General features: G+C 55.1%; 22 protein-coding genes and 1 pseudogene. 5 read left to right on the forward strand and 18 right to left on the reverse strand.

The window, feature by feature from the left end:
- Positions 1-150: pseudogene (locus tag ABD76_RS06915) on the forward strand (IS110 family transposase); the annotation flags it as partial.
- A 176-nt stretch (positions 151-326) separates the two neighbouring features.
- On the opposite strand, the gene ABD76_RS30880 reads toward ABD76_RS06915, so the two are convergent.
- The 6 genes from ABD76_RS30880 to ABD76_RS06945 form a co-directional block, all read right to left on the reverse strand.
- Positions 327-512, reverse strand: a complete 186-nt coding sequence (locus tag ABD76_RS30880) for a double zinc ribbon domain-containing protein (protein WP_420901929.1) — start codon at positions 510-512, stop codon at positions 327-329.
- On the reverse strand, positions 506-847 hold the full coding sequence (locus ABD76_RS06925; RefSeq protein WP_197255437.1) for a hypothetical protein: 342 nt from the start codon (positions 845-847) through the stop codon (positions 506-508). Before ABD76_RS06925 ends, ABD76_RS30880 begins: the two co-directional genes overlap by 7 nt.
- Entirely contained in the window at positions 844-1,161 is a 318-nt protein-coding gene (locus ABD76_RS06930) for a hypothetical protein (protein WP_197255439.1), read from the reverse strand. Before ABD76_RS06930 ends, ABD76_RS06925 begins: the two co-directional genes overlap by 4 nt.
- 45 nt (positions 1,162-1,206) lie before the next feature.
- On the reverse strand, positions 1,207-1,701 hold the full coding sequence (locus ABD76_RS06935; RefSeq protein ID WP_197255441.1) for a sigma-70 family RNA polymerase sigma factor: 495 nt from the start codon (positions 1,699-1,701) through the stop codon (positions 1,207-1,209).
- Positions 1,702-1,869: 168 nt separating this feature from the next.
- Entirely contained in the window at positions 1,870-2,175 is a 306-nt protein-coding gene (locus tag ABD76_RS06940; RefSeq protein ID WP_197255444.1) for a hypothetical protein, read from the reverse strand.
- Between the two features lie 43 nt (positions 2,176-2,218).
- Positions 2,219-2,992, reverse strand: a complete 774-nt coding sequence (locus ABD76_RS06945) for a stalk domain-containing protein (protein ID WP_197255446.1) — start codon at positions 2,990-2,992, stop codon at positions 2,219-2,221.
- A gap of 209 nt (positions 2,993-3,201) precedes the next feature.
- On the opposite strand from ABD76_RS06945, the gene ABD76_RS06950 reads away from it, so the two are divergent.
- Positions 3,202-4,503 (forward strand): S1 family peptidase, encoded by a 1,302-nt coding sequence (locus ABD76_RS06950; RefSeq protein WP_197255448.1) that lies wholly within the window; start codon positions 3,202-3,204, stop codon positions 4,501-4,503.
- Between the two features lie 249 nt (positions 4,504-4,752).
- Here the strand turns inward: ABD76_RS06950 and ABD76_RS06955 are convergent, their stop codons facing one another.
- From ABD76_RS06955 to ABD76_RS07000, 10 genes are all read right to left on the reverse strand, one after another.
- Positions 4,753-5,700, reverse strand: a complete 948-nt coding sequence (locus ABD76_RS06955; protein WP_197255450.1) for an SGNH/GDSL hydrolase family protein — start codon at positions 5,698-5,700, stop codon at positions 4,753-4,755.
- On the reverse strand, positions 5,687-7,045 hold the full coding sequence (locus tag ABD76_RS06960; RefSeq protein ID WP_197255622.1) for a nucleotide sugar dehydrogenase: 1,359 nt from the start codon (positions 7,043-7,045) through the stop codon (positions 5,687-5,689). The genes ABD76_RS06955 and ABD76_RS06960 overlap by 14 nt, the downstream gene beginning before the upstream one ends.
- 95 nt (positions 7,046-7,140) lie before the next feature.
- Entirely contained in the window at positions 7,141-7,938 is a 798-nt protein-coding gene (locus ABD76_RS06965; RefSeq protein WP_197255451.1) for a response regulator, read from the reverse strand.
- A 33-nt stretch (positions 7,939-7,971) separates the two neighbouring features.
- Positions 7,972-9,360 (reverse strand): glycosyltransferase family 2 protein, encoded by a 1,389-nt coding sequence (locus tag ABD76_RS06970; RefSeq protein ID WP_197255453.1) that lies wholly within the window; start codon positions 9,358-9,360, stop codon positions 7,972-7,974.
- Between the two features lie 31 nt (positions 9,361-9,391).
- Entirely contained in the window at positions 9,392-10,585 is a 1,194-nt protein-coding gene (locus ABD76_RS06975; RefSeq protein ID WP_197255455.1) for a HEAT repeat domain-containing protein, read from the reverse strand.
- A gap of 44 nt (positions 10,586-10,629) precedes the next feature.
- Complete coding sequence (locus tag ABD76_RS06980; RefSeq protein ID WP_197255457.1) at positions 10,630-12,840, reverse strand: hypothetical protein; 2,211 nt, start codon at positions 12,838-12,840, stop codon at positions 10,630-10,632.
- A gap of 573 nt (positions 12,841-13,413) precedes the next feature.
- Positions 13,414-13,743, reverse strand: coding sequence for an acetyl-CoA acetyltransferase (locus tag ABD76_RS06985; RefSeq protein ID WP_242069422.1), 330 nt, complete (start codon positions 13,741-13,743; stop codon positions 13,414-13,416).
- Between the two features lie 192 nt (positions 13,744-13,935).
- Positions 13,936-14,442, reverse strand: coding sequence for a metallophosphoesterase family protein (locus ABD76_RS06990; RefSeq protein ID WP_197255459.1), 507 nt, complete (start codon positions 14,440-14,442; stop codon positions 13,936-13,938).
- Between the two features lie 844 nt (positions 14,443-15,286).
- Entirely contained in the window at positions 15,287-16,408 is a 1,122-nt protein-coding gene (locus ABD76_RS06995) for a D-alanine--D-alanine ligase (RefSeq protein ID WP_197255461.1), read from the reverse strand.
- Between the two features lie 121 nt (positions 16,409-16,529).
- The gene (locus ABD76_RS07000; RefSeq protein ID WP_197255463.1) at positions 16,530-17,525 is read right to left on the reverse strand and encodes an amidase domain-containing protein; all 996 of its coding nucleotides are present in this window, start codon (positions 17,523-17,525) and stop codon (positions 16,530-16,532) included.
- Between the two features lie 321 nt (positions 17,526-17,846).
- Between ABD76_RS07000 and acnA the strand changes: the two genes are divergently transcribed.
- The 3 genes from acnA (at position 17,847) to ABD76_RS07015 (ending at position 23,224) form a co-directional block, all read left to right on the forward strand.
- A complete protein-coding gene (gene acnA, locus ABD76_RS07005) occupies positions 17,847-20,573 on the forward strand; it encodes an aconitate hydratase AcnA (RefSeq protein ID WP_197255465.1) in 2,727 nt (908 codons plus the stop codon).
- Positions 20,574-20,789: 216 nt separating this feature from the next.
- Positions 20,790-22,193 carry a hypothetical protein gene (locus ABD76_RS07010; protein ID WP_197255467.1) on the forward strand — a complete coding sequence of 468 codons (1,404 nt, stop codon included), beginning with the start codon at positions 20,790-20,792 and terminating at the stop codon, positions 22,191-22,193.
- A 110-nt stretch (positions 22,194-22,303) separates the two neighbouring features.
- A complete protein-coding gene (locus ABD76_RS07015) occupies positions 22,304-23,224 on the forward strand; it encodes a Gfo/Idh/MocA family protein (RefSeq protein WP_197255469.1) in 921 nt (306 codons plus the stop codon).
- Between the two features lie 123 nt (positions 23,225-23,347).
- On the opposite strand, the gene ABD76_RS07020 is transcribed toward ABD76_RS07015, so the two are convergent.
- Both ABD76_RS07020 and ABD76_RS07025 read right to left on the reverse strand, forming a co-directional pair.
- Positions 23,348-23,527: a hypothetical protein gene (locus tag ABD76_RS07020; RefSeq protein WP_197255471.1), complete on the reverse strand. Its 180-nt coding sequence runs from the start codon at positions 23,525-23,527 to the stop codon at positions 23,348-23,350.
- A 191-nt stretch (positions 23,528-23,718) separates the two neighbouring features.
- On the reverse strand, positions 23,719-24,294 hold the full coding sequence (locus ABD76_RS07025; RefSeq protein ID WP_275100793.1) for a cytochrome P450: 576 nt from the start codon (positions 24,292-24,294) through the stop codon (positions 23,719-23,721).
- Between the last annotated feature and the right edge of the window lie 58 nt (positions 24,295-24,352).

Consider the following 24,352-nt stretch of genomic DNA (forward strand, 5'->3'; position numbering starts at 1 on the left):
TACCGGAAGAAATTCAATGAAGTCCCTAAGCATCAACACAAACGTGCCCTCGTCTTAACGGCAAGAAAACTTGTGCGTCTGGTCGATGTGCTGCTACGCAACGACCAACTCTATACGCCCAGAAGGAAGGTGAAGCCGACAGAGCAATAATGCCTTGGCTCATGAATTTTCTTCTCTAATTCCCAGTTAAATTATGGTAATTAACTCCATTTTCAACTGGGTCTAGTTTGGTGATGCCTTTTTTGGGATTGATCCTGCTGCACGCCAAGGAAATTTTCCAATTCTCATAAATCAGGGTCTTGACATCATACCGCTGGACTTACTTACTACTTATGTGCACATGCATCAGACTCATCAGTCGCCGGAGTGTCCTCTTCTCCATGCTTAAAGGGGCCAGCCCCGCAGCCGGGACAATATTCCCAGGAAGGATGAAGCGGGTTCCGGCATCGTTCGCATAGCCGTCCGCGTTCCGTTCCACAGCGGGGACAATAGAGTTGATCGTCAGTCAACAAACGGCCGCAGTTGCGGCATGGAATGGAAACATGCCCCCCGTTTCGCTCCGGCTGCGAGCCACAAAATATAAAATGACTCCGATCAGGTTCGGCACGTATACCGCAATCGTCGCCCACAGCCACGGGTCCATGCCGTGCCGGGCGGCATCTTTATATATAAATCTTCCAATGCCAAGTACCAGCGCCGCCATTGCAAGAAGCGCTCCCGGGAACAGGACATAAGCCAATAAAGATTCACCGGCCCGCGACATCTCCACAATGCCGAACCCGCCGATGCCAATTGCAAATACCGCGATGATAACCGTGATTTTAATAAATAAGCACTTCGTTCTCATGAGCAATCCCTCCATGTTCCGGAGCGATATACGGAATGATTCAGCATGCCTGCCCCCCATATCACATTGATGGCGGTAAGCACGGCGTATCCCAGCATCCCCCACCCCATCCAGTGCAGATGAGGCATAAAATGTAAGAGACATAAGGATATAACTCCATAACCAAGCACGCTTAAGAGCAGAGACGCGAGAAGAACCGGCGTCATAGAGCTGGCTCGAATCCGCTCCCTGGTGCGCGCCATGACATGGGGAGGAACCTGCGCTGGTTCACGGCCCATTTCGCGAAGAATCTGCTCAATCTCCGTCTCTTTCACGTTCTGCCACCTCCACTTCCCTTTTCAATGCTTTTTTCGCCGAATTCAGCCGTGATTTGACGGTCCCCTCCGGAATACGCAATATCTCGGCGCTTCCCGGTAAGTGCAGTCCTCGAAATAATACAACACAAGGAGAATGCGATGCTCATCCTTGAGTCTGCTTAGCGCGCGGCGCACCAGTTCCTTGCGGTACGAAGCTATCAATAGGTCTTCAGGTTCATCCGCAGACCCCGGAATATGCGCGATCTCCCGCTGCTGGAGCTCCGGATTAAAATATTGCTTCACGCGGCCCAGCCACCGCTTCGCCTTGCGATAGCGATCGCGGTATAGATTCGTCGCGATGGTGAACAGCCAGTTCTCCAGACTCCTGTTCGCATCATAACTATCCCAATGCTTTATGGCGCGTATCCACACATCTTGGAACAGATCGTCCGCATCCGAAGCCGAGCCGCATAGATGAAGACAGTAGCGGTAGAGAGGATGCTTGTATCGTTCCAAAGCCGTTTCCAAATCATAGCGGACCGATCCCGCGTTCCCCACATCCTCCCCCCCTTATGTTGTATTACACCTGTCCTCCCCTTTCGTTCGCCGCAACGTACTGATTTTTGAAAAAAATAAAAATCCCTTTGCCAATCACGCTCCGTGACCGCAAAGGGATCTATTATCCTGGGGGTTTCTTCCTTGTGAATCATGCGCTTCATAACGAAGTCAGCGGCCGCACCGGCTTTTCAGGCTCCGGATCGCCCGCAGCCGTTCGCTGCGCGAGCTCTGTCCTTCGGCGTTCTGCTTTTCCCCGGCAGCCCGGCAGTATAGTGGCTGTAATGAGCCTTCGCATTGGGCCGCCGGAACAGCGCGCGAATTTAGGACGACAGCAGTTGTGGGCACGACAGGCTCGCATACGCAATCGCGGATGCCGCAGCTCTTCTGCTCCCGTTCGGCACGGACGCAGCCTATCGCCGCTTCGATGACGAGCGGCCCATCACCGGCAGGCAGCAGACTATAAGCTGCATCCAATAAGACCGATCCTTCTGGAACTCGTTGGCACCTCTTGCTTCGCTTACTCCCGCACCTCGATCTCCAACTCTACCCGCAGTTCATCGAGCTTCTCTCCGGCTCCCTCCTCTTCCAATGAAGACGTATAAGCCAGAATTCGGTACTTGCCAGCTGGCAAAAAAGCGCGCCGGACATTGTCGCTGAATGGATCGTCTACGCCAGGATCCGGTGCAGTATCCCTATTATATAGAAAATTATACTTTACCAGATGAAAGGAATCCAAGACATCCAGCACGATGTCTCCAGGCTCGAATACCGTATGCTTGCCCGCAACCTGGGTCTCGTCATCTGTAGCTTGCCCCGCTTCGTCCCGGATGGAGTAGAGTATCATCCGATTCGGATGAATGATTTCTATACGCTCATCGCCTTCATATTGCAGCGTCGACCAGATGTCTATCGGCTCCCCTGTCTTATATACTGTCTTCGATGAATAGAGCGACAACGTGAAGTCTCCCTTCCGGGTCCTCGCGTTCTTGCTCGATTTCATCGTCTTCATCGGCTGATGATCAATATCAATCCGCTTCGTTCGCGGATCGTAGCTGACCCATCCGCCCATCACCCGGGCAACGGCGCGAAGCGGCAGATAGGTTCGTCCCTTGTAATGAAGAAGAGGAGACTCTTCATCCACTTCGACTACATTGTTGTTCACTCTTAGAGCCACGTCTGATTTGAGCACGCCATCGCTTACCTTTTGTCCTTTCGGAACCTCCGCCTTCACCGCCACTGCCAAATTGGAGACAAGGAAAATGATAATCGCACATGCAAAAAACTTCCTCATGACTTTTCTCACGTCCTTACCCTATTTTTCATTCATTAATATTATACGCATGAATGGATAAATAATATAATTTTTTAAAAAAATAATAAGAAATAGTACTTTTTTGCCATGTAATTTATGGAATTAGAAGCTATCATTAAAGGCATATAACATTATTGTCTTTTTTAGGGATATATTGTGTTATAAATATAATATTTAGGAGGGACGGTATGAAGTCTAAAGTTTTTTTCTTAGTTTTAGTTTTGTTACTAATATTTCCATCATCTATTTTTTCAAGTGAACACACTCCTAAAGACCAAATAATAATGAATACAAGTGATTCAGTCTTGCTAAGAGAACAACTAGGGCTAAAGAACGATCTAGACTTTGTTCAGTCTCTTTATATGGAAGGAGAAAAGAATAACATAGTGTATGGAACTTTTTTTAATGATGATGAAGTTAAAACCCTTAAGAGACGGGAAAGTTTAATAAAACAAGCTGCACAATTGAATGGCTTCTTAAATAAAGATAATTCTGCATTTGGAGGAATGTATTTCGATCAAAAAAGCGAAAAAATAATTATATACATTGTTAAAAATCATGATCTTTCTAACTTATCAACTAAAATTAATTCTCAAATTTCCTCAAGTTCAAACTTTGAGATTGTTCATGTAGATTATTCGCTAAGTGATTTAATAAATACTCAAGAGAAAATAATAGACTACACAATAAAAAACAATATTCCTATTAGTTTTTCTGACATCCTAGTAAAGGAAAATAAGGTTGCTGTCGGAATAAAAGATACCCATTCTCCCCTTATGGACATTTTTGACTCAGATAATATCATTTATATAAATGATAAGTCATCGATTAAGTTTATTAGCAGAGAAGATTACAAGAGGCCACTCGAAGGCGGGGCCGCTATTAAAAATAATAACACTGGATATTGGTGTACAGGATCTTTTACTGCTTATAGCAGAGGGCAATATTATTATATTACAGCAGGGCATTGCGGTCGTGTGGGCGACCCTTTCCAGCAAGGTGGAAGCTCTATTGGTTCTGTAAACAGAGTTTCGGCCTTTCCTGGAAGACCAAGTTTATCCGATGCTCTAAGTATTCCAATTTCTTCATCAGAGGCAGGCAAGTTTATTTATAATAATCGATATGATAGTCTGTCTATCAATGGTTGGGAGAGAGAAGACGAAGAAGTTCTAGGTTCTATCGTATGTAAATCCGGCGATACAACAGAAGTTACCTGCGGTGAACTAGTTACAAACCGGTATTTTACCCTTGATGAAGAGAACCCAGGTATTAGTTATACACAAATGAGGCTTGTAAAGGCTAAAGCAGCTAAAGGGGATAGTGGAGCACCGACGTTTCATGCTGACTTTGGAATGATGAGAGCAGTGATTACAGGTACTTTATCCTTTGCTGGATATCATGATAGATATAAGTCAGATCTATTTGGATATGGTAATGTAACTAACGTTCTAAAGGACCTGAATTTGGATGGTGTAAATAGTTACAATTAAAAATTCAATGAGTTTCATTACACTTCAGTCGTTAATGAATAGAGAGCTGGATTAGAAGTGTGAAAAATAAATTATTACCGTATCGAGGGGCTGGCTTACTCAGCCCCTCATCTTATTTTCAATAACCGCAATTCAAGTAACATTCTCAAACGAGATATTTGAAGCTGCGGATTTTTGTCATTCAATGAAGAAGGGTGTATATTTTAAAACTCCAACAAAGGGCATGGGTAAGGCTCCTATATATCCAGTTCATTCCGCTCCATACACCTTATCGTACCATGCGCGCAGATGATGGATGGCGACCCCGGCGAAGGACGGATGTCCTCCTCCCTGCTGCTCCACGGCCCGCAGATGGTAATCAAAATAATGCTCCGGCTGGCCATGGAACGACACGCTCTCGCCTTCGTCGGTCTGGCCCAGCTCGACGCCGACGAGGACCGGACGGTTCAGCCGCTCCCCGATGCTCAGATCGGCGGCGGCCACGTCATAGATCGCATTGACGTGGTTGCGGTACGCCATAATCGTGATGGCGTCGAACCGCTCCTGCACCCAGACGCTCATCGAGACGTCCTCCCCTGGCGCCGGAATCTTGTCCAGCCAGAAGGGCACGTCGGCCGCGATGAACAGTCCCGCCTCCCGGGCCTCGCGAATCCAGCGGTCCATGCTGTCCGTCCATTCCTTCACAACGCGAGCCTGCTCCTCCTTCCAGCCCGGCAGGAGATAAGGCTCGACATCGAAATGGACGCCGCCGAACCGCTCCTCCTCCGGAACGGCCGCATTGTAATCGCGGACCCAGCGGATGAAGCCGACGCCCTCCTCGCGGCGATCGGGCCGGGCCCACTCGGGCTTCCCTTCCAGGGCGTGCACCTGGATGCCGGCCTCGCGGGCCATGCGGATGAAGCGGCGGTAAGCCTCCGCTTCCCGCTCCTGATCAATCTGCAGATAGATCAGATTGATTCGCTGCGCCTGCGCGAAGGAGACGATATCGGCCGGCGCTTCCGCCATCCACTGCGTCTCCCACAGCCAGGTCGCCCGCGTATTTTCCGTTCCGGCCTGGCTGAGCAGCAGAGGAGCGACCACCATATAGCAGAGCAGCACGGCTATCTTTAGCCCGTGCTGCCCGGTAAGGAACGAGGGCCGCCAACCGCCTTCCTCGCTCCGGCGGAACAACCACAGCAGCGGTCTAGACCAGAACAACCTGATCCCACTCGCTCTGAATTTGCTGCACCGAATTGCCCAGCTTGAAAATGTTCGGCCGCTCAATGCCTTTGAAGGCGTTGCGGGTATCCAGAATCGGAATCCCCAGATCCGCCAGTTGTTCATAATCGAACGACTGGTGGTTCGTGATCAGCACCATGCAGTCATAGGTTCCGAAGTCAGGCAGACTGTAGTCGATCGTGCGCACCATTTTGCCCGACTTGCTGACGAAATGAGTGGCGTGCGGATCGTAGTAATCGACATTGGCGCCGCTCGCCTTGAACAGCTCGTACACTTCCAGTCCCGGCGATTCCCGCAGATCGTCGATATCGGGCTTGTACGCCATCCCGAGGATAAGGATTTTGGAATGATTGAGCGATTTGGCGCTCTGATTCAAAATCCGTCCGGCCTTCTCCACGACATAATACGGCATGTTCGCGTTGATCGATTGGGCAATATCGATGAATTTGCTGTAGAAGCGGAAGCCCTTCGCCTTCCAGGACAGATACATCGGATCCAGCGGGATGCAGTGGCCGCCGATGCCCGGTCCCGGGTAGAACGGCATGAATCCGAACGGCTTCGTCGAAGCGGCCTCGATGACTTCCCAGATGTCGATGCTCATCCGGTCGCACATCATCGCCATCTCGTTGATGAAGGCAATATTGATGCTGCGGAACGTGTTCTCCAGCAGCTTGGACATTTCGGCCACCTTCGTGGACGAGACCGGCACGACCTTCATGACGACGCGGCTGTAGAGCGCGGTCCCCAGCTCCAGGCAGGCCGGGGTGGCGCCGCCGATGACCTTCGGCGTGTTGAACGTATTGAATTTCGTATTGGAAGGATCGACCCGTTCCGGCGAGAAGCAGAGGAAGAAGTCCTCTCCCGCGCGGTAGCCGAGCTTCTCGATCTCCCGTTGAATGAGCTCCTCCGTCGTGCCCGGATAAGTCGTGCTCTCCAGCGTAATGAGGGTCCCCTTCTTCATATACTGCTTCAATTGATCCACGACTTGCGTAATGTACGACGTGTCCGGATCCTGATTTTCGCTCAGCGGCGTCGGCACGCAAATGCTGACCGCATCCATCTCCCGGATATGCTCGTACTCGTTCGTAGCCATGAACCGTCCTGTGTCCATGCATTGTTGCAGCGTCTCATCGCTGACGTCCTTGATGTAGGAGTGCCCTTTGCGGATGCTGGCGATCTTGGAAGGATTCAGGTCAATTCCGATGACGCGGAACCCTTGCTTGCACATCTCGACCGCGAGCGGCAGACCGACATATCCGAGACCGATGACTCCGACGACAGACGATTGATTTTCGATGTTGTGTTTCAAATTGGCGGCATACATGTTCACAGGCTTCACCTTCCATAGAAGAATTGGATTATAGAGGCTGTTCCCGCTGTCCGCTTGCCGGCTCTGCGGGAACGTGCACTTATATCTATCTAAAAACAGCTTCTGATTCTGGCGTCCAAATCCGCCGGCGAGAACGGCTTCGTAATATAATCGCTGACGCCCTGCTGGAAGCAGTGCTCGATGGTGCTTCCTACGCGCTGCTCCGACAGAATGACGATTTTGGGCTCCTTGGGCAGGTCCATTTTCTGAATCTGGGAAATAAACGGCAAGCCGTTCAACCCGTACAGATTCAGCTCGGTGACGATCAGGTCGTAGCTTTCCTTCCGGATCATATCCAGGGCGATGATCGCATCGGTAGCCGCATGCACCTCATAGCCCTGGAGCTTGAGCTGAATCTGGAGGAACTCGCGCACGCTGTCGTCATGGTCGACGATGAGAATTTTCTTCGCGTCAGGCGCCTCCAGCTCATCGTGCAGGACGCAGATGCCGGCGGTGCCGTCCATCGTCTTCAGCTCGGACCAGCGGTCGAAGAGGAGCGATTCCGCTTCCGCCGGGTTGTCCAGCGCGGCTATCGCGCATACGATCGGCTTGCCGACATGGCTCTGCTCGAGCAGCATCTTCAGCTGCAGCGCATGATAGTGGGTCATGTCGAGCGCGCAGTCCGGCAGCAGGACGGCCAGAATGTCATGCGCCGCATCGCGCAGCAGCTCGAAGCGGAGATTCCGGTCAGCCGAGAGCCACTCCCGGGCCTGCGCTTCCCAGTTCGATCCGAACGGTTGGGCGTGAAGGAGAATCACCCCCAGGCGGCCGCTGTCATTGGCGCACAAGCGATGGACCTTTTCTTTGACAGATGGTGCAGCTTCCGGTTTCATTACCGTGTTCAGCATTTTCGGAAATACCACCTTTCCCAACGGTTATCGTCAAGCCGATTTGACCGGCTTGCTGTCCTCTTGCCAGCTCTGGCGGGTCATCGCCCCCCACGAGTTGTTGTTCTGGAAATATTGAATATGGCCTTGAATCCGCCACAGACTTCCCAACTGGCGATAGCCGAAGAACATGAGCACGCTGAACGCGAGCATGCGCAGCAGGTCGCTGATCCGCGGATATCGCTTGAAGGCGATCTCTTCCAGCAGCAGCGAGCCGATGGCGAGCAGCATGCCGGACAGGAAATTAATCAGCATGAAGATAAGCACGATCGGCCACTGCGTCATGTCCAGGAAGGCATAGCCGATTAGGGCGAGCAAGCCGGTGACTTTGAAATAAGGGTTCAGCGCCTCGAACAAAATCGTATACGGCATCGACAGCAAGCCGAATACTTTGTACTTCGGACGGAACGCCATGTCGTAGTTCTCGATCATGTTTTTCAGATTGCCGCGTCCCCAGCGCTTGCGCTGATTGGACAAAATATGATACGTATCCGGCGCCTGCGTCCAGCAGACCGCTTCCGGGCAGAACGCGACGCGGTACGGCAGTTTATTTTCCAGCATATAGCGGTGCAGCTTGATAATGATGTTCATGTCCTCGCCCGGATACCCTTCGCGGTATCCGCCGACCTTGATGACATAATCCTTGCGGAACAGGCCGAATGCGCCCGAGACGATAATCAGCCCGTTGATCGCGCCCCAGCCGATGCGGCCGCCGAGGAACGCCTTCAAATACTCCAGCGTCTGGAACATCGGCCACCACTTCTTCGGCAGTCTCACCTCGGTGACGGTGCCGTTCTCGATTTTGCAGCCATTGGCGATCCGCACATTGCCTCCGATGGCGACATACTCCTCCGGATTGGACATGTACAGGTTCGCCATTTGGATAAGCGAGTCTTTCTCCAGCAGCGAGTCGGCGTCGATCGACGAGATGAGCGGATAGTGGGAGAAGTTGATCCCCGCGTTGAGCGAGTCGGCCTTCCCGCCATTCGCCTTGTCGATAAGATACAGATTCGGATATTCCGGATTGTAATAGACGCCCCGGAACTTCGTGCAATTTACCGCGTAGCGCACGGCCAGATTGTCCATGCGGTACATCCCGAACTCCTCGATCATCACCTGCAGCGTATTGTCGCTGGAGCCGTCATTGACGACGATAATCTCGTAGGTCGGATAATTGAGCGTCATAAGCGACTTCACATTTTCGATAATCGTCAATTCTTCGTTATAGGCTGGCACAAGCAGCGATACCGGCGGTACATGCTCCGAGCCCGCAAGATTGCTGCGCAGCGCATAGCGCTTGCGGCGAACAATCGAGAAAATGCTCTTAAAAGAAAACAGCATTATGCCGAAATAAATAGAGTTGACAATAATGACGTAGTACATGACGACAATGCCATAAACAAGCAGCAGATCTCTAAGCAGAATAATCGCCTCCTACCCTGCCAAGTAGCGGAGCGATCGCGGCCTCGCCGAAATACTGCTCATAGATGATCCGCTTCGGCTGATATCCGGCACCCTGCTCTCGCCGGCTAGCAAAGAAGTGTTCGCGCAGAAGCTCCTTGTGTATGCGATCCTTCGCCATGTCCGATTTGAAGTGATCGTCGGTCTCCAGCGCTGCTTCGCACAGCGCATGGAAGCCCTCATCCCCCATATTGGCCAGGCTGTTCGCGCTGTAATAGCGAACCCACCAATTGGAATCGGTCAATGCTTGCTTGAGCACCGGGATTCGATCCGTGTTCTTGGAATGTCCGAGCGCTTCTGCCACAGCGGCCCGGATTTCCCATTCCGGATCCTTCATCCATTCGCGGATGTTGTTCTCGGTCAGCGCATGTCCGGCGCGGACGAGCATTTTGACCGCGAGGGCCCGAATCTCTTTGTCATGACTGTCAACGAGCGGAAGCAAGGCGGGCGTCAGCGCGACGTCTGTCTGTCCGCTTAACGCGAGCAATGCCGCCTTGACCATATTGTCCGATTCGTCCTTCAGACAGCGGACAAGCATCGGGGTCGCATCCACCCGCGTCTCTTCCAGCACCTCCGCAGCCAGCAAATAATGGCTTTGGCGGTGGCGCGTCAACTGCTGAAGCATGGTGTAAAGCTGCTCCGCATCATTGGCGCATTTGGCTACGGAACGCGCCAGCACCTGCAGGAGCGGACCGTCCTTCTCCTGCATCATCGCCTTCGTCAGATGGGGAACCGCCCGCTCGGAGCGCATTCCGCCCAGGCGGAAAGCCGCCTTCATCTGCTTGGAATAGAACAGGCTGCCCAACTCCTTAATGTCGCGGTCGACCAGACCCATCTCTTCACAGAGCGCCGTCAGCTTCTGCTGCTGCTCCCCGCTGAATTTGTCCATCCATTCCATCAGCTTATCCTGAATCACCCGCATCTCCAGCGGGCGAAGAGGCCCCTTGGGAGGCTGGAACGGATCCGGGTCCAGCATATGTCTCTGCAAATACACGAAATAAGGCTGATGCTTCTCCAAATAAATCTCTTGATGCTTGGCTAGCCGGTTATTGCGTGCTTTCATCAATAACAAAATGAGTACACCGATTCCAATCAAGCCAAGACAAACGTAAATGAAGCCGAGGGCGACTCCCAAACTGGAAAACATGTACGCGTGCCTCCTTTGTCGGTATCAAGCGCAATTATGGGCCGCTACTCTGAACCCAGCTGCTCGAATATATTTTTCATGTCGGTATAGCTTTGCTTTAATCGCTCGGTATAGCCAACCTGCTCCCAGTCATCCCATTGGTATACTGGGATATTCAGGAAAGCGTAAGGTGCGGCCTTCTTCCCGGCTGAAGCCTGTCCCCGTTCCGCCAGCCAAGGCAGGAACCGGATGCCTTCCGTCTTCACGGTCATGAACGTCCGCTTATCCTTGACCGGATCGTAGCTGATGACCTGCTTCGAGCTCGGGTCGGCGAAGCCGAGCAGCATCCAAGGGATGCGCAGCTCGATGAAGTCCCCCTTGTACTGCCAAGAGGCAAGCGATTGATATTGTTCATCCTGCGGATTGTTCGTCCCCCGGATCAGCTTGCCTACCGTCACGTCCTGGAACGGATGCGCCGTTCGCGTATCCGGCGGCTCCATCTTCAGGCTGACAGCCAATTTCCACGGATTGAATATTCCTGAATTATCTTGAAGCTCTTTCTTGTCCGGCTCCACCATCCAATAGCCAGACGGACCATACAGCCGATTGTTGAAATCATAGTTGGACGCGATGCGAATCTCGCTCTCCTGATCTGTGCCGAGCGTGATGAGCGTCTCCAGCCCTTCATCCAGCTTCAGGCCCGGGAGCTCCGGCATGGTGCGGTTGCCCCCCTCCAGCACGCTGGAGCCGATATGCAGCTTCTGCGTCTTCGGATCGAACGGCTTGTCCAGCTTGAGGGCGAGATAGACGTAAGCTTCATCATGGGTCGCCCACATCTCCCGGATGCCCGGAAGCTCGGTCTTCAATTGAACCTTATCCTCCAGGGCCTCCCAGTCGCTCCATTCGCCGTCGAGCACAATCTGCTCTTCCTTGCTCGGGTACATGCCGAGGATGCCGAACAATTGTTCATTCGTCAGCACGTTCAGCCAATAGGAGCGGCGATCGTCCGGAATTTCGAAGCGCATCGTATTCCAGGTCTTCTTGAACCATTCATCCTGCCACATGAACAGAATCGCGCCTGCGAACTGCTCGTCATAAATATCCTTCGTCAAGGAGGCGTTGATGCGGCCCTGCTCCCGCTCGTCATGTCCTCCCTGATTGCGGCCGCCCATGCCCAGATGGGAGATGCCGATGGACGACGGCACCCCGTATTCGGTAATCATAACCGGCATATCGGGATACTCCGCCTTCAACAGGCGCAAATATGCCTTGTACGTATTGAACTGGCCATTCTCGTCCTTGATCGTCTGCAGCGTCTTGTCCAGATGGAAAAAGTCCGGGTAATACGGATACACGTGGTATGCCGCGAAGTATCCGGCCTTCCAGTCCACCGGCTGAATATGGCGGGCGTCGACGCTGGCCATATCTTCCTGGAACAGCGGTTCGCCGGGATGGGTCAGCACGTCGGTCGTCACCCAGTTGGTGAACGTCATCGGGTGCTGCCAGCCGTAGCGGTTCTCCAGCTCTGCCGCATGATCAATCATTTCTGCCAGCCAGCTCTCGAATGGCGATGCCTTCTCCGTCGCCTGGAACCGGCTTCCTTGGTAGGGCTTCACATCCTTATGCAGGCGGTTCGTATTATCGACCATCGTCGGGTCCCACTCGGTCCCGAGATGCCAGGCCATCAAATACTGTCCCGCATTCTGCTTGTACTTTCCCCCTGCTGTTCCCGGCTTGACCGGGATATCCAGATCCCCATAGACGGCCTTGACCGCCTTCTCGATTTCCTGCTTGAACTCCTGTTGGATCTCCGGAAGATACGCATCCCGCTTCTCGATGAGCTGCTCCTCCGGGGACCAGATTCCTTGTATGAAATAAAGCGGGCGTTCCGCTTCCTCCCGATTGAACTTCACTAACGCCTCGTAAAAGACCGGCTGGTGCACCGTATAGACGCGGATGACATTGGCGCCCATATCATGAATTTGGCGGAACCAGCGCAAATACGTCTCCTCATCGACCGGAAATTCACCCGGGAAGTGTCCGGGAACGGTCGCCCCGAGATTGACTCCTTTCACAAATAACGGTTCGAACTGCTCATTCCTGTATTCGAGGAACTGATCTCCTTCCGTCTTGAACTTCAGCTTTATGCCGCTCGCGTCAGCAAAGGCTATCTGCTTCGGATACAGCAGACCGGGTAAATAATACCCCGCCAGCCCGCCGGCAGCGAGAAGCAAGACAACAACTGTGATGAGATTCCACTTCGTTCTCCGGCTCATGGATCGTAGTATTGTTCACCCTTTCCTGCACAACGTATTTCCTGTGACTCATCCTGTGCCGCGGGAATCAACCGCAGCACCCAACAATAACTATAACCAAGAAAACCGATGGTTTAACATGGTTATTTAGACTCTTTTTGTTCAGGACCCTTGAGTCAAAAAAATGGTTCTATTCGGGCGGAAGGCAGTGGCCCGTGATCAGACGGTCTACTCGGTAAGTCCCGTCTATCAGAGAGGAGTAAAGCAGGAGTCAGGTTCTGGTTTTCTTTATTTGTCATGGTTAGACGCATTCCTCCTTTAAAAGTTTCGGTATTGTAACCATTTTACCAATAATGCCTAGTTTTTTCGTTCTTTAGTCATATTTATATTAACATTCATTGCATTAAAATGTTTTTAACAATTTCTAGTTAATTACTACTAGTTCCATACCAAAATCACCCTATCAAAATCACCCTATCGTTGAATGAACTAAAATGGAGAAAAAAGCACTATGATTCCTCCCTTTCTCCAGAAAAGAAAAATCCTTGCACTTTGCATGCAAGGATAGTGAACAATCCGCTTCCTCCAGCCGGATTACGTATACAGCAGCGTGATGACCAGCAATTCGTACAAAACCAGCGGCAGAATGACATTGTTGTAATACGCCCCTGACAATGCCCGCGGTTCCTGCAGCGGCCTGGTGTACAAATAGAGGTGACATCTGTCGACGTTAACGATAATGCCGTCATAGACTTGCCCGTCTATCGTCTGCACCCGCACGTGCCGATCCTTATACATTCGCCCCATATGCTGAACCCGGTCCCGTATAGAATGCAGAGCTTGAACCGTTCCCGGCTCCATCTGGTAGATAACTTGATGTTGATGCGAATGCGGGTCATGATGAGCGGAATAGGGTTGGTACAAGGGCCTGAACCTCCGTTCGGATTGAAATAGGTACATTTCACCTTATGCGTATTCCTTAGGCATCAGCACCGAAAATTACCATTGCTCGTCCGCCGCCCTCTGGAATCCGCACTCCAATATATAACAGAAACGGGCCAGCGCATGATGGCCAGCCCGCCCGGCAGGGATGAGAGTGGAGGTTATTCGATTCGATTACTCCTTGCTGCGGTAGTAGACATGGCGGAGCCGGAGAGACTGATCCTCTTCGATATCCAACAGGCCGTACGAATACTTCGGTTGAAACCGTTTGTCCGTCGGAGAGCCGGGATTGAAGAGCAGAATCCCCTCCCTTTCTTCCATATACGGGATGTGCGAATGGCCGAAGACAATGAGATCGACACCTTGATTGCGGAAAGCATGGAAGGCGACATCCTTCGTCGTCGATCGGCCTGCCCCGTCCCCATGAACGAGGCCGATCCGGATACCGCCAGCCTCAATGATTTTACGGCGGCCGAAGCGCTTCACAATATCGGCGCCGTCATTATTCCCGGCGACACTGTCAACCGGGGCCAACGACTCGAACATCGGGATAACGCTGGCCGATGTCCAATCTCCCGCGTGGAGGATCAGGTCAGCGCCGCGCAGTCCTTTGACCAGAGCGCGAGGCAGCTTCTGTCCCCGATGAGGCATATGGGTATCCGACACGATTCCGATGCGCATAGGCTCTCCTTCCTCCTTTTCTTTTCCTAAAATCGGATGCTCAAGCGCAGCCTTCTTCATATTTGATATCTATTGTGGCACAACTCCCGCCTCACGTCGATCTCTTAGCCCCGTCGTTGTCCCGCTCGCACAGGGACAGAACGGGGGTGGCGGGCCTTTCGGGCCCTATCCCATCCGCTCAGCGCGAGATGGGACAGGGCTACAGGCCCTTATGGACATTATCCCTTCCGCTCAGCGCGAGATGGGACACGGGCTATAGGACCCCTACGGCCATTATCCCATCCACTCAGCTCGGGATAGGACACGGGCTTACTGGCCCTTTCGGGCCCTATCCCATCCGCTCAGCGCGAGATGGGACGCGGGGGCCGGGCCCGAAGGGATAGGACTCAGACCGTCCGAACGGGCCCGGTTGGCGGGAGCAGCCCGGTACATGCTCATACGCAGAGCGACTTCCGAATAGGATCCAGGGCTCGCTCCCTATTGGCGTTCTTGATGTTCAACAAGCGCGGGATTTTTTCTCTATTATGAACCAAGGGGATAGTGCCCGTAAGAGGTTCGAAAGGCATATCCTCTCATTCGACATTCCTTTTCCACCGATTTCACCGCATGCCAGTGTTCTCCTTGACGGGTGTCATTTTCCGTTTTTCTTCCTATTATATGCATCGCTCCCCTACACCACGCCCAGAAGAAAAAGAAACCCGAAGTCTTAGAAAAAGACCCGGGGTTCTCGACAAGCCGCCCGACACACTCGGTCCATGTCCGGCAGGCCCTTTACTATTGCTTTATTCATCCTGCCAGCGTCAAACACCTGACTGCGGGAAGCAAGCTGTGGAGCTATGTCAAGCTATGCGTTCTCATAGTCTAGCTTCTGCTTCGTCTCGAAGCGCTCCAGTGCGAGCTGAATCAGACGATCGAGCAGTGCCGGATACGTGATGCCCATCTCCTGCCACAAGATCGGGTACATGCTGATCGGAGTGAAGCCAGGCATCGTATTGACTTCATTAATCAGGACAGCCATGTCGGAACGGCGGACGAAGAAGTCCACGCGCGACAGGCCGGAGCCGTCAATGGCACGGTAGGCCTGCAGCGCCATCTCGCGGATTCGCTCCAGCAGTTCCTCGTCCAATGGCGCGGGGATGGCGATTTGTGATTTGCCGTCGATATATTTTGCCTTATAATCATAGAATTCGTTGGATGAGATAATCTCGCCCGGTATGGATGCTTGCGGCTCGTCATTGCCCAGAACGCTTACTTCCACTTCCCGCGCGTCAACGAACTCCTCTACGATAATCTTCCGGTCGTATTGCAGCGCGAGTTCAATTGCCTGCTTCAATTCCGCTGCATTGCGCGCTTTGGAGATGCCGACCGAGGAACCGAGGTTCGCCGGCTTGACGAAGCAAGGATAGCCCAGTTCGGTCTGCACCCGATCCATAATCTCCGCTTGATTCTGATCCCATTCCCAGCGAAGAAAATGCTCATATTTGCACTGCGGCAATCCGGCGTGAGCAAAGACTTGCTTCATGACGGCTTTGTCCATGCCGACGGAAGAGGCGAGCACCCCCGCACCGACATAGGGGATGCCGGCCATCTCGAATAGTCCCTGGATCGTGCCGTCTTCGCCGTTCGTGCCGTGCAGAAGCGGGAATGCGACATCGATCTGGCGCCGGTTCATGCCATCCTCCGGCGTTCCTTCCGCGCTGTCGATGCCGGCGAATAGCACCTCCATTGCCGTTACGGTTCCCCCTCTGAACGGTTCCAGCGTCAGCTCCTCTTGGTTCGCGAACGGCCGATCCCGCCATGTGCCGACCCGCCACTCTCCCCTTTTCGTAATATAAAAAGGAAGGATCTCATACTTGCCGTAATCCATCGCTCCCATCACCGCAAAAGCCGTAGACAACGATACGTCGTGTTCCCCTGATTTGCCGCCGTAGATGAGACCGACGCGCAATTTACGTTCTTGTTCCATGTTCCCCTCCGGTCAGCGCCTGATGCGCCTGTTGTCTTCTCCCAGAATGCCCGTCACGCCTCGCACATCGGGCCACACCGCAATAAGCGGGAACGGATTGTCTCCTTCCCCGCCTGGCAACCTAAAATGCATCGACAATATGGAAAAAGCGGTACTTCGTCGCTTCCGTCCATGCATACGAGTCCTGGTAATCCCAGTACCGGTGGCGGCTGCTTACCGTGTGAGCGTTCACCAGCGGCATGCCGTTCGCATCGAATGCGGTGACAATCGTCGTATGCTGATAATGACCGTTGCCGTCCCAATCATACGCAATGACGTCACCAAGCTGCAGATCACCGGGATGATCGACCAGCTCGGCCCGCAGACCGTGCGTGCTGTTCGTCAAATGCCGCTCCAAGCTGTTGGCTACCGCCCAACTGTAGCTCCACGCTTCCTGGCCGTTAACCATGCCTTTATACCACCAGCCCGAATCTCTTCTACCAGTATAGTTCATCGGTGCGCCGCCTGCAAAGAGACATTGCGAGATATAATTGGTGCAATCGACCTCGAAGCTAAGGAAGCGCGGGTTCGGTTCATTCCACCATTCGTCCGCGTAAGCGACCGCTTTGTCGCGTCGGTACGGAATGGCCCGCAGGGAGCCGGACGGTCCAAGGACATTCCGATTCAGCAGCGGCAGCGAGCGGCTCGAACGCGATGCCCGCTCCTGCTCAGCCCCGACGAATTGCTGTCCCCGCCGCTCCGGCACCGGAATCTCCACCTTGGCCACGACCCAACCGCTTCCTTCTTTGAGCAAGGTCAGCCGCTCTCTCTCAATTCTCTCATCCTTCAGAGGGAGCCCCTTCTGCTCATAGCCTCTCCGGATATGGAATTCGAGGTCTACCGTAACCTCCTGATCGGCCTCGTGGGTGCGCAGGAGCTTCGCCTGCGTCTCGCTCTTGGTCGGGCTTGCCCCCCTGCTCTCATACCACGAAACCAGCCTCCGTGCCCGCTCGCTCGCGAGGAGCGCATGCTCCATGTCAGTCATTGGCGCCTGGATCGCCCGGGGCCGATCGTCAATTTCGGAACGATTATGCTGATCCACGTACAAATAAAGGGTCGTCTTCCAATCATGACGCATTCCTCTCTCCACCTCCTTCACTCACGTTTGCCGCGTCAACCGCGGATGGAGCCTGTCGCTCTTTTCTCTCCGCCGGCCCGGTATTTTGCTATCCATTGTATGCAGAAATGCCCCTTCGCATGTCGAAGCGGCAGATTTAGGCATGTTTGTACGGGAAAAGCTCTTTACGGTGTCTCGCGAACACGATATACTAAGGATGTGAAGCAATTATGAAATCGGGTTTCATCAGATGAAACGAACAATGTAAGCAAACGAAGCATGACAGCATGAAGCTCCATGACGGGCTTCGGATGAACAGAATCTAGAGGGAGGTAATTTTCAATGGCAAGAACAGATGCTTTCTCTACGGCCCGCGAACTGAAGGTCGACGGCAAGTCGTACCGCTACTACAGCCTGGAAGCATTGGGCGCGCAAGGCTACGAAGGAATTGATCGCCTTCCGTTCTCGATCAAGGTCCTGCTTGAGGCTGCCATTCGCCAATTCGATGGCCGCGCGATCACGAAGGATCACGTCAATCAAATTGCAAAATGGGCGGAAGGTCAAGATGACAATAAGGAAATTCCGTTCATTCCGTCCCGGATCGTCCTGCAGGATTTCACCGGCGTTCCGGTCGTCGTCGATCTGGCGGCTATGCGCGATACGGTGAAAAAAGCGGGCGGCGATCCGAAGCGCATCAATCCGCTTGTTCCGGTCGATCTCGTTATCGACCACTCGGTAATGGTCGACGCTTTCGGTTCGGATCAAGCTTTGGAATATAACATGAACGTGGAGTTCGAGCGCAACGAAGAACGCTATCGCTTCCTGCGCTGGGCCCAGACCGCATTCGATAATTTCCGGGCGGTGCCGCCGGCTACCGGTATCGTTCACCAGGTGAACCTGGAATATCTGGCTTCCGTAGCCGCGACCAAGGAAGTCGACGGCGTGACCGAAGTCTTCCCCGATTCCCTCGTCGGTACGGATTCCCACACGACGATGATCAACGGTCTCGGCGTAGTCGGCTGGGGCGTTGGCGGGATCGAGGCTGAAGCGGGCATGCTCGGCCAGCCGCTCTATTTCATTACGCCGGAGGTCATCGGCTTCAAATTAACGGGAACGCTTGCAGAGGGCGCGACCGCAACCGACCTGGCGCTGACCGTTACGCAGATGCTGCGCAAAAAAGGCGTCGTCGGCAAATTCGTCGAGTTCTTCGGTCCGGGTCTCGAATCCATCAGCCTGGCGGACCGGGCGACCGTCGCCAACATGGCGCCGGAATACGGCGCGACGATCGGATTTTTCCCGGTAGACCATGAGACGCTGAACTACCTTCGCCTTACCGGCCGCACCGAGGAGCAAGTCGCTCTCGTGGAAGCCTACTACAAGGCCCAAGGCATGTTCCGTCATGCGGATACGCCGGACCCAGTATTCACCGACATCATTGAACTTGACCTGAACTCGGTCGTGCCGAGCCTGGCCGGACCGAAGCGCCCGCAAGACCGCGTGGAGCTGTCGAATATGAAGCAATCCTTCCTCGATATCGTCCGCACGCCGGTCGACAAAGGCGGATACGGACTGAGCGACAGCAAAATCGAACAGAAGGTGCCCGTGGTTCATCCGAACGGCGAGACAACACAATTGTCGACGGGCGCTGTCGTCATCGCGGCGATTACGAGCTGCACGAACACCTCCAACCCTAGCGTTATGCTCGGTGCGGGCCTTGTGGCGAAGAAGGCGGTCGAGCGCGGACTGCGCAAGCCGGCTTACGTGAAGAGCAGCTTGACGCCGGGTTCTCTGGTGGTTACGGAATATTTGAAGAAATCCGGTCTGATGGCATCGCTGGAGCAGCTCGGCTTCCATGTCGCCGGCTACGGCTGCGCAACGTGCATCGGGAACTCCGGTCCGCTGCCGGATGAAGTGAGCCAGGCGATTGCCGAGCATGACATGACGGTCGCGGCTGTGCTGTCCGGGAACCGGAACTTCGAAGGCCGCATTCACGCGCAGGTGAAAGCGAACTACCTGGCTTCCCCTCCGCTCGTCGTTGCCTATGCGCTCGCGGGCACGGTCAATATCGATCTGGAGAACGAGCCGATCGGATACGACAAGAATAACCAGCCTGTATATTTGAAAGATATCTGGCCTTCTTCGGAAGAGATCAAGCAGGCGATGGCGCAAGCGATCAACGCTTCGATGTTCCGCGAAAAATACGAGCATGTCTTCACGCAGAACGAACGCTGGAATGCGATTCCGGTTCCGGAAGGCGAGCTGTATGAATGGGATGCGAAGTCAACCTATATCCAGAACCCGCCGTTCTTCGAGAATCTGGGCACTCAGCTCGGAGACATCGCCGATATCGACAATGCCCGCGTCCTGGCGCTGCTTGGCGATTCCGTGACCACGGACCACATCTCGCCGGCCGGCAACATCAAGGTAGACAGCCCGGCAGGGGAATACCTGATCGCGCACGGCGTTCAGCGCAAAGACTTCAACTCTTACGGTTCCCGCCGCGGCAACCACGAGGTGATGATGCGCGGAACGTTCGCGAACATCCGCATCCGCAACCAAGTGGCTCCGGGCACCGAGGGCGGCGTGACAAAGTATTTGCCGAACGACGAGATTATGTCCATTTACGATGCGTCCATGAAATATCAAGGCGAGAACACGAACCTGGTTGTCATTGCCGGCAAAGAATACGGCACAGGCAGCTCCCGCGACTGGGCGGCGAAGGGAACGTATCTCCTCGGCGTCAAAGCGGTCATCGCCGAAAGCTTCGAGCGCATCCACCGCAGCAATCTGGTCGGCATGGGCGTGCTTCCGCTGCAATTCCAGGAAGGCCACGGCTGGAAGACGCTCGGCATCGACGGTACGGAAGTGTTCAGCATCAACGGCTTGTCGAACGACATTCAACCGGGACAAACGCTGCAAGTCACAGCGACCCGCCAAGACGGCTCGACGTTCGAATTCCCGGTTACGGTTCGTCTGGACAGCATGGTCGACGTCGACTACTACCGCAACGGCGGCATTCTCCAAACCGTATTGCGGCAAATGATCGCCAGGGAAAAGGCGAACGCGTAAACAAACCGTCTGACTGCGTAACGATGACAAATGAACAACAGGGCTGTTCCCAAGGTCCGCGATGACCGGGAGCAGCCCTTTTTGCGTCTTCGGCCCCCAGGATTAGTCCCGATTATTTTCCTCGTGTCCCCGATGCCCACCGCTTCCCAACAGCTAGGCTCCCGCATAGGATGAACTATCTTGAGACCAAGGCATATCCAACGGAGGCGATTCTGTATGACAGTCGCATTAACCGGCATTCATGCCGTCTATTTGCTGTTCGTCGCCCTCATCATTCTGTGCCTCGTCCTGCGGCGGGACACCACGGTCGTCTGCCTGATCGGCATCTTTGCGTTAGGATTGCTCGCCACCTCGTCGGCCAGTTCGGCGGTGAGCGGCATGTTCACAAGCTTCATCTATGCGCTGGAGCAACTGCTGGGAACGATACTCATCATTTCCATCATCGTCGCGATGAGCCGCGTCATGGTCGCGTCCGGCGTGAACGAGACCATGGTCTCCCCGTTCACGCGGCTGATGCGGGGGCCCGGCCCGGCCTATTGGACCGTCGGGCTCCTGATGTTCCTCATCAGCCTCTTCTTCTGGCCTTCCCCGGCCGTCGCTCTTATCGGCGCCGTCCTGCTGCCGGCTGCGGTCCGCGTCGGCCTTCCGCCGCTGGCGGTCGCCATGGCCATGAATCTGTTCGGCCACGGCATCGCGCTGTCCGGCGACTTCGTCATCCAAGGCGCGCCGAAGCTGACCGCCGACGCCGCGGGCCTGCCTGTGCAGCAGGTGCTGCAGGCCAGCGTGCCGCTCGTCCTCGTCATGGGCGCGGTCACGGTCGCCGTCTCCTACTGGATGATGCGCCGCGACATGCGGACCGGCCGGCTGACGATGGCGACCGGACTGGCGAACAATGCCGCGGTTAGCGAGCCGCCGCGCCTGCCTCTGTCCGCCCGGGCGAAGACGGCGGCGGCGCTGCTTATCCCGCTGCTGTTCGCCGTCGATGTCTTCCTGCTGTTCCGCCTCGATCTGCAAGGCGGAGAAGCGACCGCCCTTATCGGCGGTACGGCGATCGGGATTCTGGTGCTGCTGACCGGGCTCACCCATCGGAAGCAGGCGCTGGAGGCGACGACCGCCTATCTAATCGAAGGCCTGCAGTTCGGCTTCAAAGTGTTCGGCCCGGTCATTCCGATCGCCGCCTTCTTCTATCTCGGCGATGCGGCCTTTCTCGAGCTGTTCCATCAAGGACTGCCGGAAGGGACCCTAGGGATCGTCAATGATCTGGGCGTCGCGCTGGCCCATAGCGTGCCGCTCCATCCGGCCGCCGGAGCCGGGGCGCTGGCGGTGGTCGGAGCCATTACGGGCCTGGACGGCTCCGGCTTCTCCGGCATCTCGCTCGCCGGATCGGTCGCCTCCCTGTTCGGAACCGCCAGCGGCGGCGGAACGGCGACCTTGACGGCGCTCGGCCAGATCGCGGGCATCTGGGTCGGGGGCGGCACGCTGATTCCGTGGGCGCTGATTCCCGCGGCCGCCATCTGCGGCGTGAGCCCGTTCGAGCTGGCCCGCCGCAATCTGATTCCCGTCGTCATCGGGCTGGCGGCAACCACGCTCGCCGCCATTCTTCTGTTGGCGCTTCATTGAGAGGCTGCGGAGGGCGTGCCGCCACAGGGCAAGAAATGACTGGCGCCTCTATTAAAATGAGAGTACGATAGAAGGAGCAATTATCCAAAATATAGATAGGAGGCAGCATAATGCTCCGAATCGGAATTATCGGACTCGATACATCCCACGTCACGGCCTTCACCGCGCTGCTCAATGACAGCACTCATCCCCATCATGTGCCGGGCGGGAAGGTCGTCGCCGCCTATCAAGGCGGCACGCCCGGGCTGGAACTGAGCATGTCCCGTCTGAAAACGTATACAGATGAGCTTGTCGGTCAATACGGCGTCACCCTCGTGCCGGATCTCCCGTCATTGGCGGAGCAATGCGATGTCCTGCTGCTGGAATCGGTCGACGGCGGCGTGCATGAAGCGCAATTCGCAGCGGTGGCGCCCTTCGCCAAGCCCGTCTTCATCGACAAGCCGCTGGCGCTCTCCTCTGCCTCCGCCAACCGCATCGCGGACCTGGCCGCCCAAAACGGAACGCCGGTCATGAGCAGCTCCGCGCTGCGCTATGCGGAAGCGCTTACTTCGGCGGTGAGGGAAGTGACGGCCGAGGCGGAAGGCGCGCCCTATGCGCAAGGCGTGGATGCCTTCGGCCCGACGCCGCGGGGAGATGGCGCGCCGGGGCTGTTCTATTACGGCATCCACTGTGCGGAGATGCTGTACGCAGCCATGGGGCCCGGGTGCCGGGAAGTCCGGGCGGAATCGATTCCCGGCGGAGAGTGCATTGCCGCGCGCTGGGAGGACGGGCGCATGGCGACGATCCGCGGCCGCCAAGGCGGGACGTTCGGCGCGCTCGTTCATGGCGAGCGTCAATCGCGCTATGCGGATGTGGCGGCCGATGCCAAGCCGTTCTATGCGAGCCTGCTGGAACGGGTCATGGCTTTCTTCCAGACCCGGGAGCCGGACGTCCCGCTCGCGGAGACGCTGGAGCTTATCGCCTTCCTGGAAGCGGCCAATGCGAGCCTCGCCGGGAATCGTACGGTAAGGCTGTATTCAGCGAGTCAATAAGAAAACGCCCCCTGACGCGTTCCCTTCCCAAGGGAGCAACCAGGGGGCGGCGACTGCCGTATGTTCTCTGCGACAGGACGAGGCAAGCGGAGCCTGGCATCGGATCCTCTTCGCCCGGCGCCGCTACCTTCTCTGAGGCTCGATGCCCCCGTCCGGGGTGCGGCCGTTCCCTTCCCTGTCGTTCTGCGCGGCGCGCGAGCGGCTCCGTCTTCTCCGCGCATATACGAACACGCCAATGATAAGCAAGACAGCCAGCAGCATGAGAACGAGGGCGACGATCATATTTTCCCACACAAAAGTCAAGGTGCTAACCCTCCCTTCGATTCATGCCGGATGCGAGACAACTCTCTCTTCTCTTGCAACTCTATACCAGACTATACGTATATTGCCTTCAATGCGTTGCACCAAAAGCGAAAAAGACAGCCTTCTCCACAGGAGAACGGCTGCCTGAAGCAGGGAAAGCATGGACGTATAAGCGTGTCGTCCACCCTAACTTATGACAGAATAATCGGCAGGGACTTCACGCCGAACACAAGCTGGCTGTCGATGCGTTCCAGCCGATGGGAGCGATCGCGGCGGAAGTTCGGGAAGCGGTCAAGCATCGCGTTCAGGGCAATCTTCGCCTCCAGCCGGGCGAGCTGGGCGCCGAGACAGAAATGAATGCCGTGGCCAAAAGCGACATGCGGGTTCGGGCGGCGGCGGATATTGAAGACGGATGGCTGGTCGAATACCGATTCGTCATGATTCGCCGAACCGATCCAGAGGAGCACATATTGCCCCGCCTTCCATACCTGTCCATCCACTTCCACATCCTCCTTGACGCGGCGATCCATAACCTGTACGGGCGATGCATAACGCAGCACCTCCTCGATCGCCCCCGGCAAGAGCGAGCGATCCTCCCGGATATCGCGCCATGCCTCGCGATCGCTGTCGAAGCAGAGCAGAGCCGAGGAGAGGAGATTGGTCGTCGTCTCGTTGCCCGCGACGAGCAGCAGAATGCAGAACCCGATCAGTTCGATAGAGGACAGCGGCTCCCCGTCGGCGGTCGCGTGCACCAGCCGGGTGATCAGATCGTCCTGCGGATTGTGCCTGCGCTACAAAGCCTCTACTGCGGGAAGCACAGCCGGC

This window comes from Paenibacillus dendritiformis (assembly GCF_015845845.1).
Classification (GTDB): Bacteria; Bacillota; Bacilli; order Paenibacillales; family Paenibacillaceae; genus Paenibacillus_B; species Paenibacillus_B dendritiformis_C.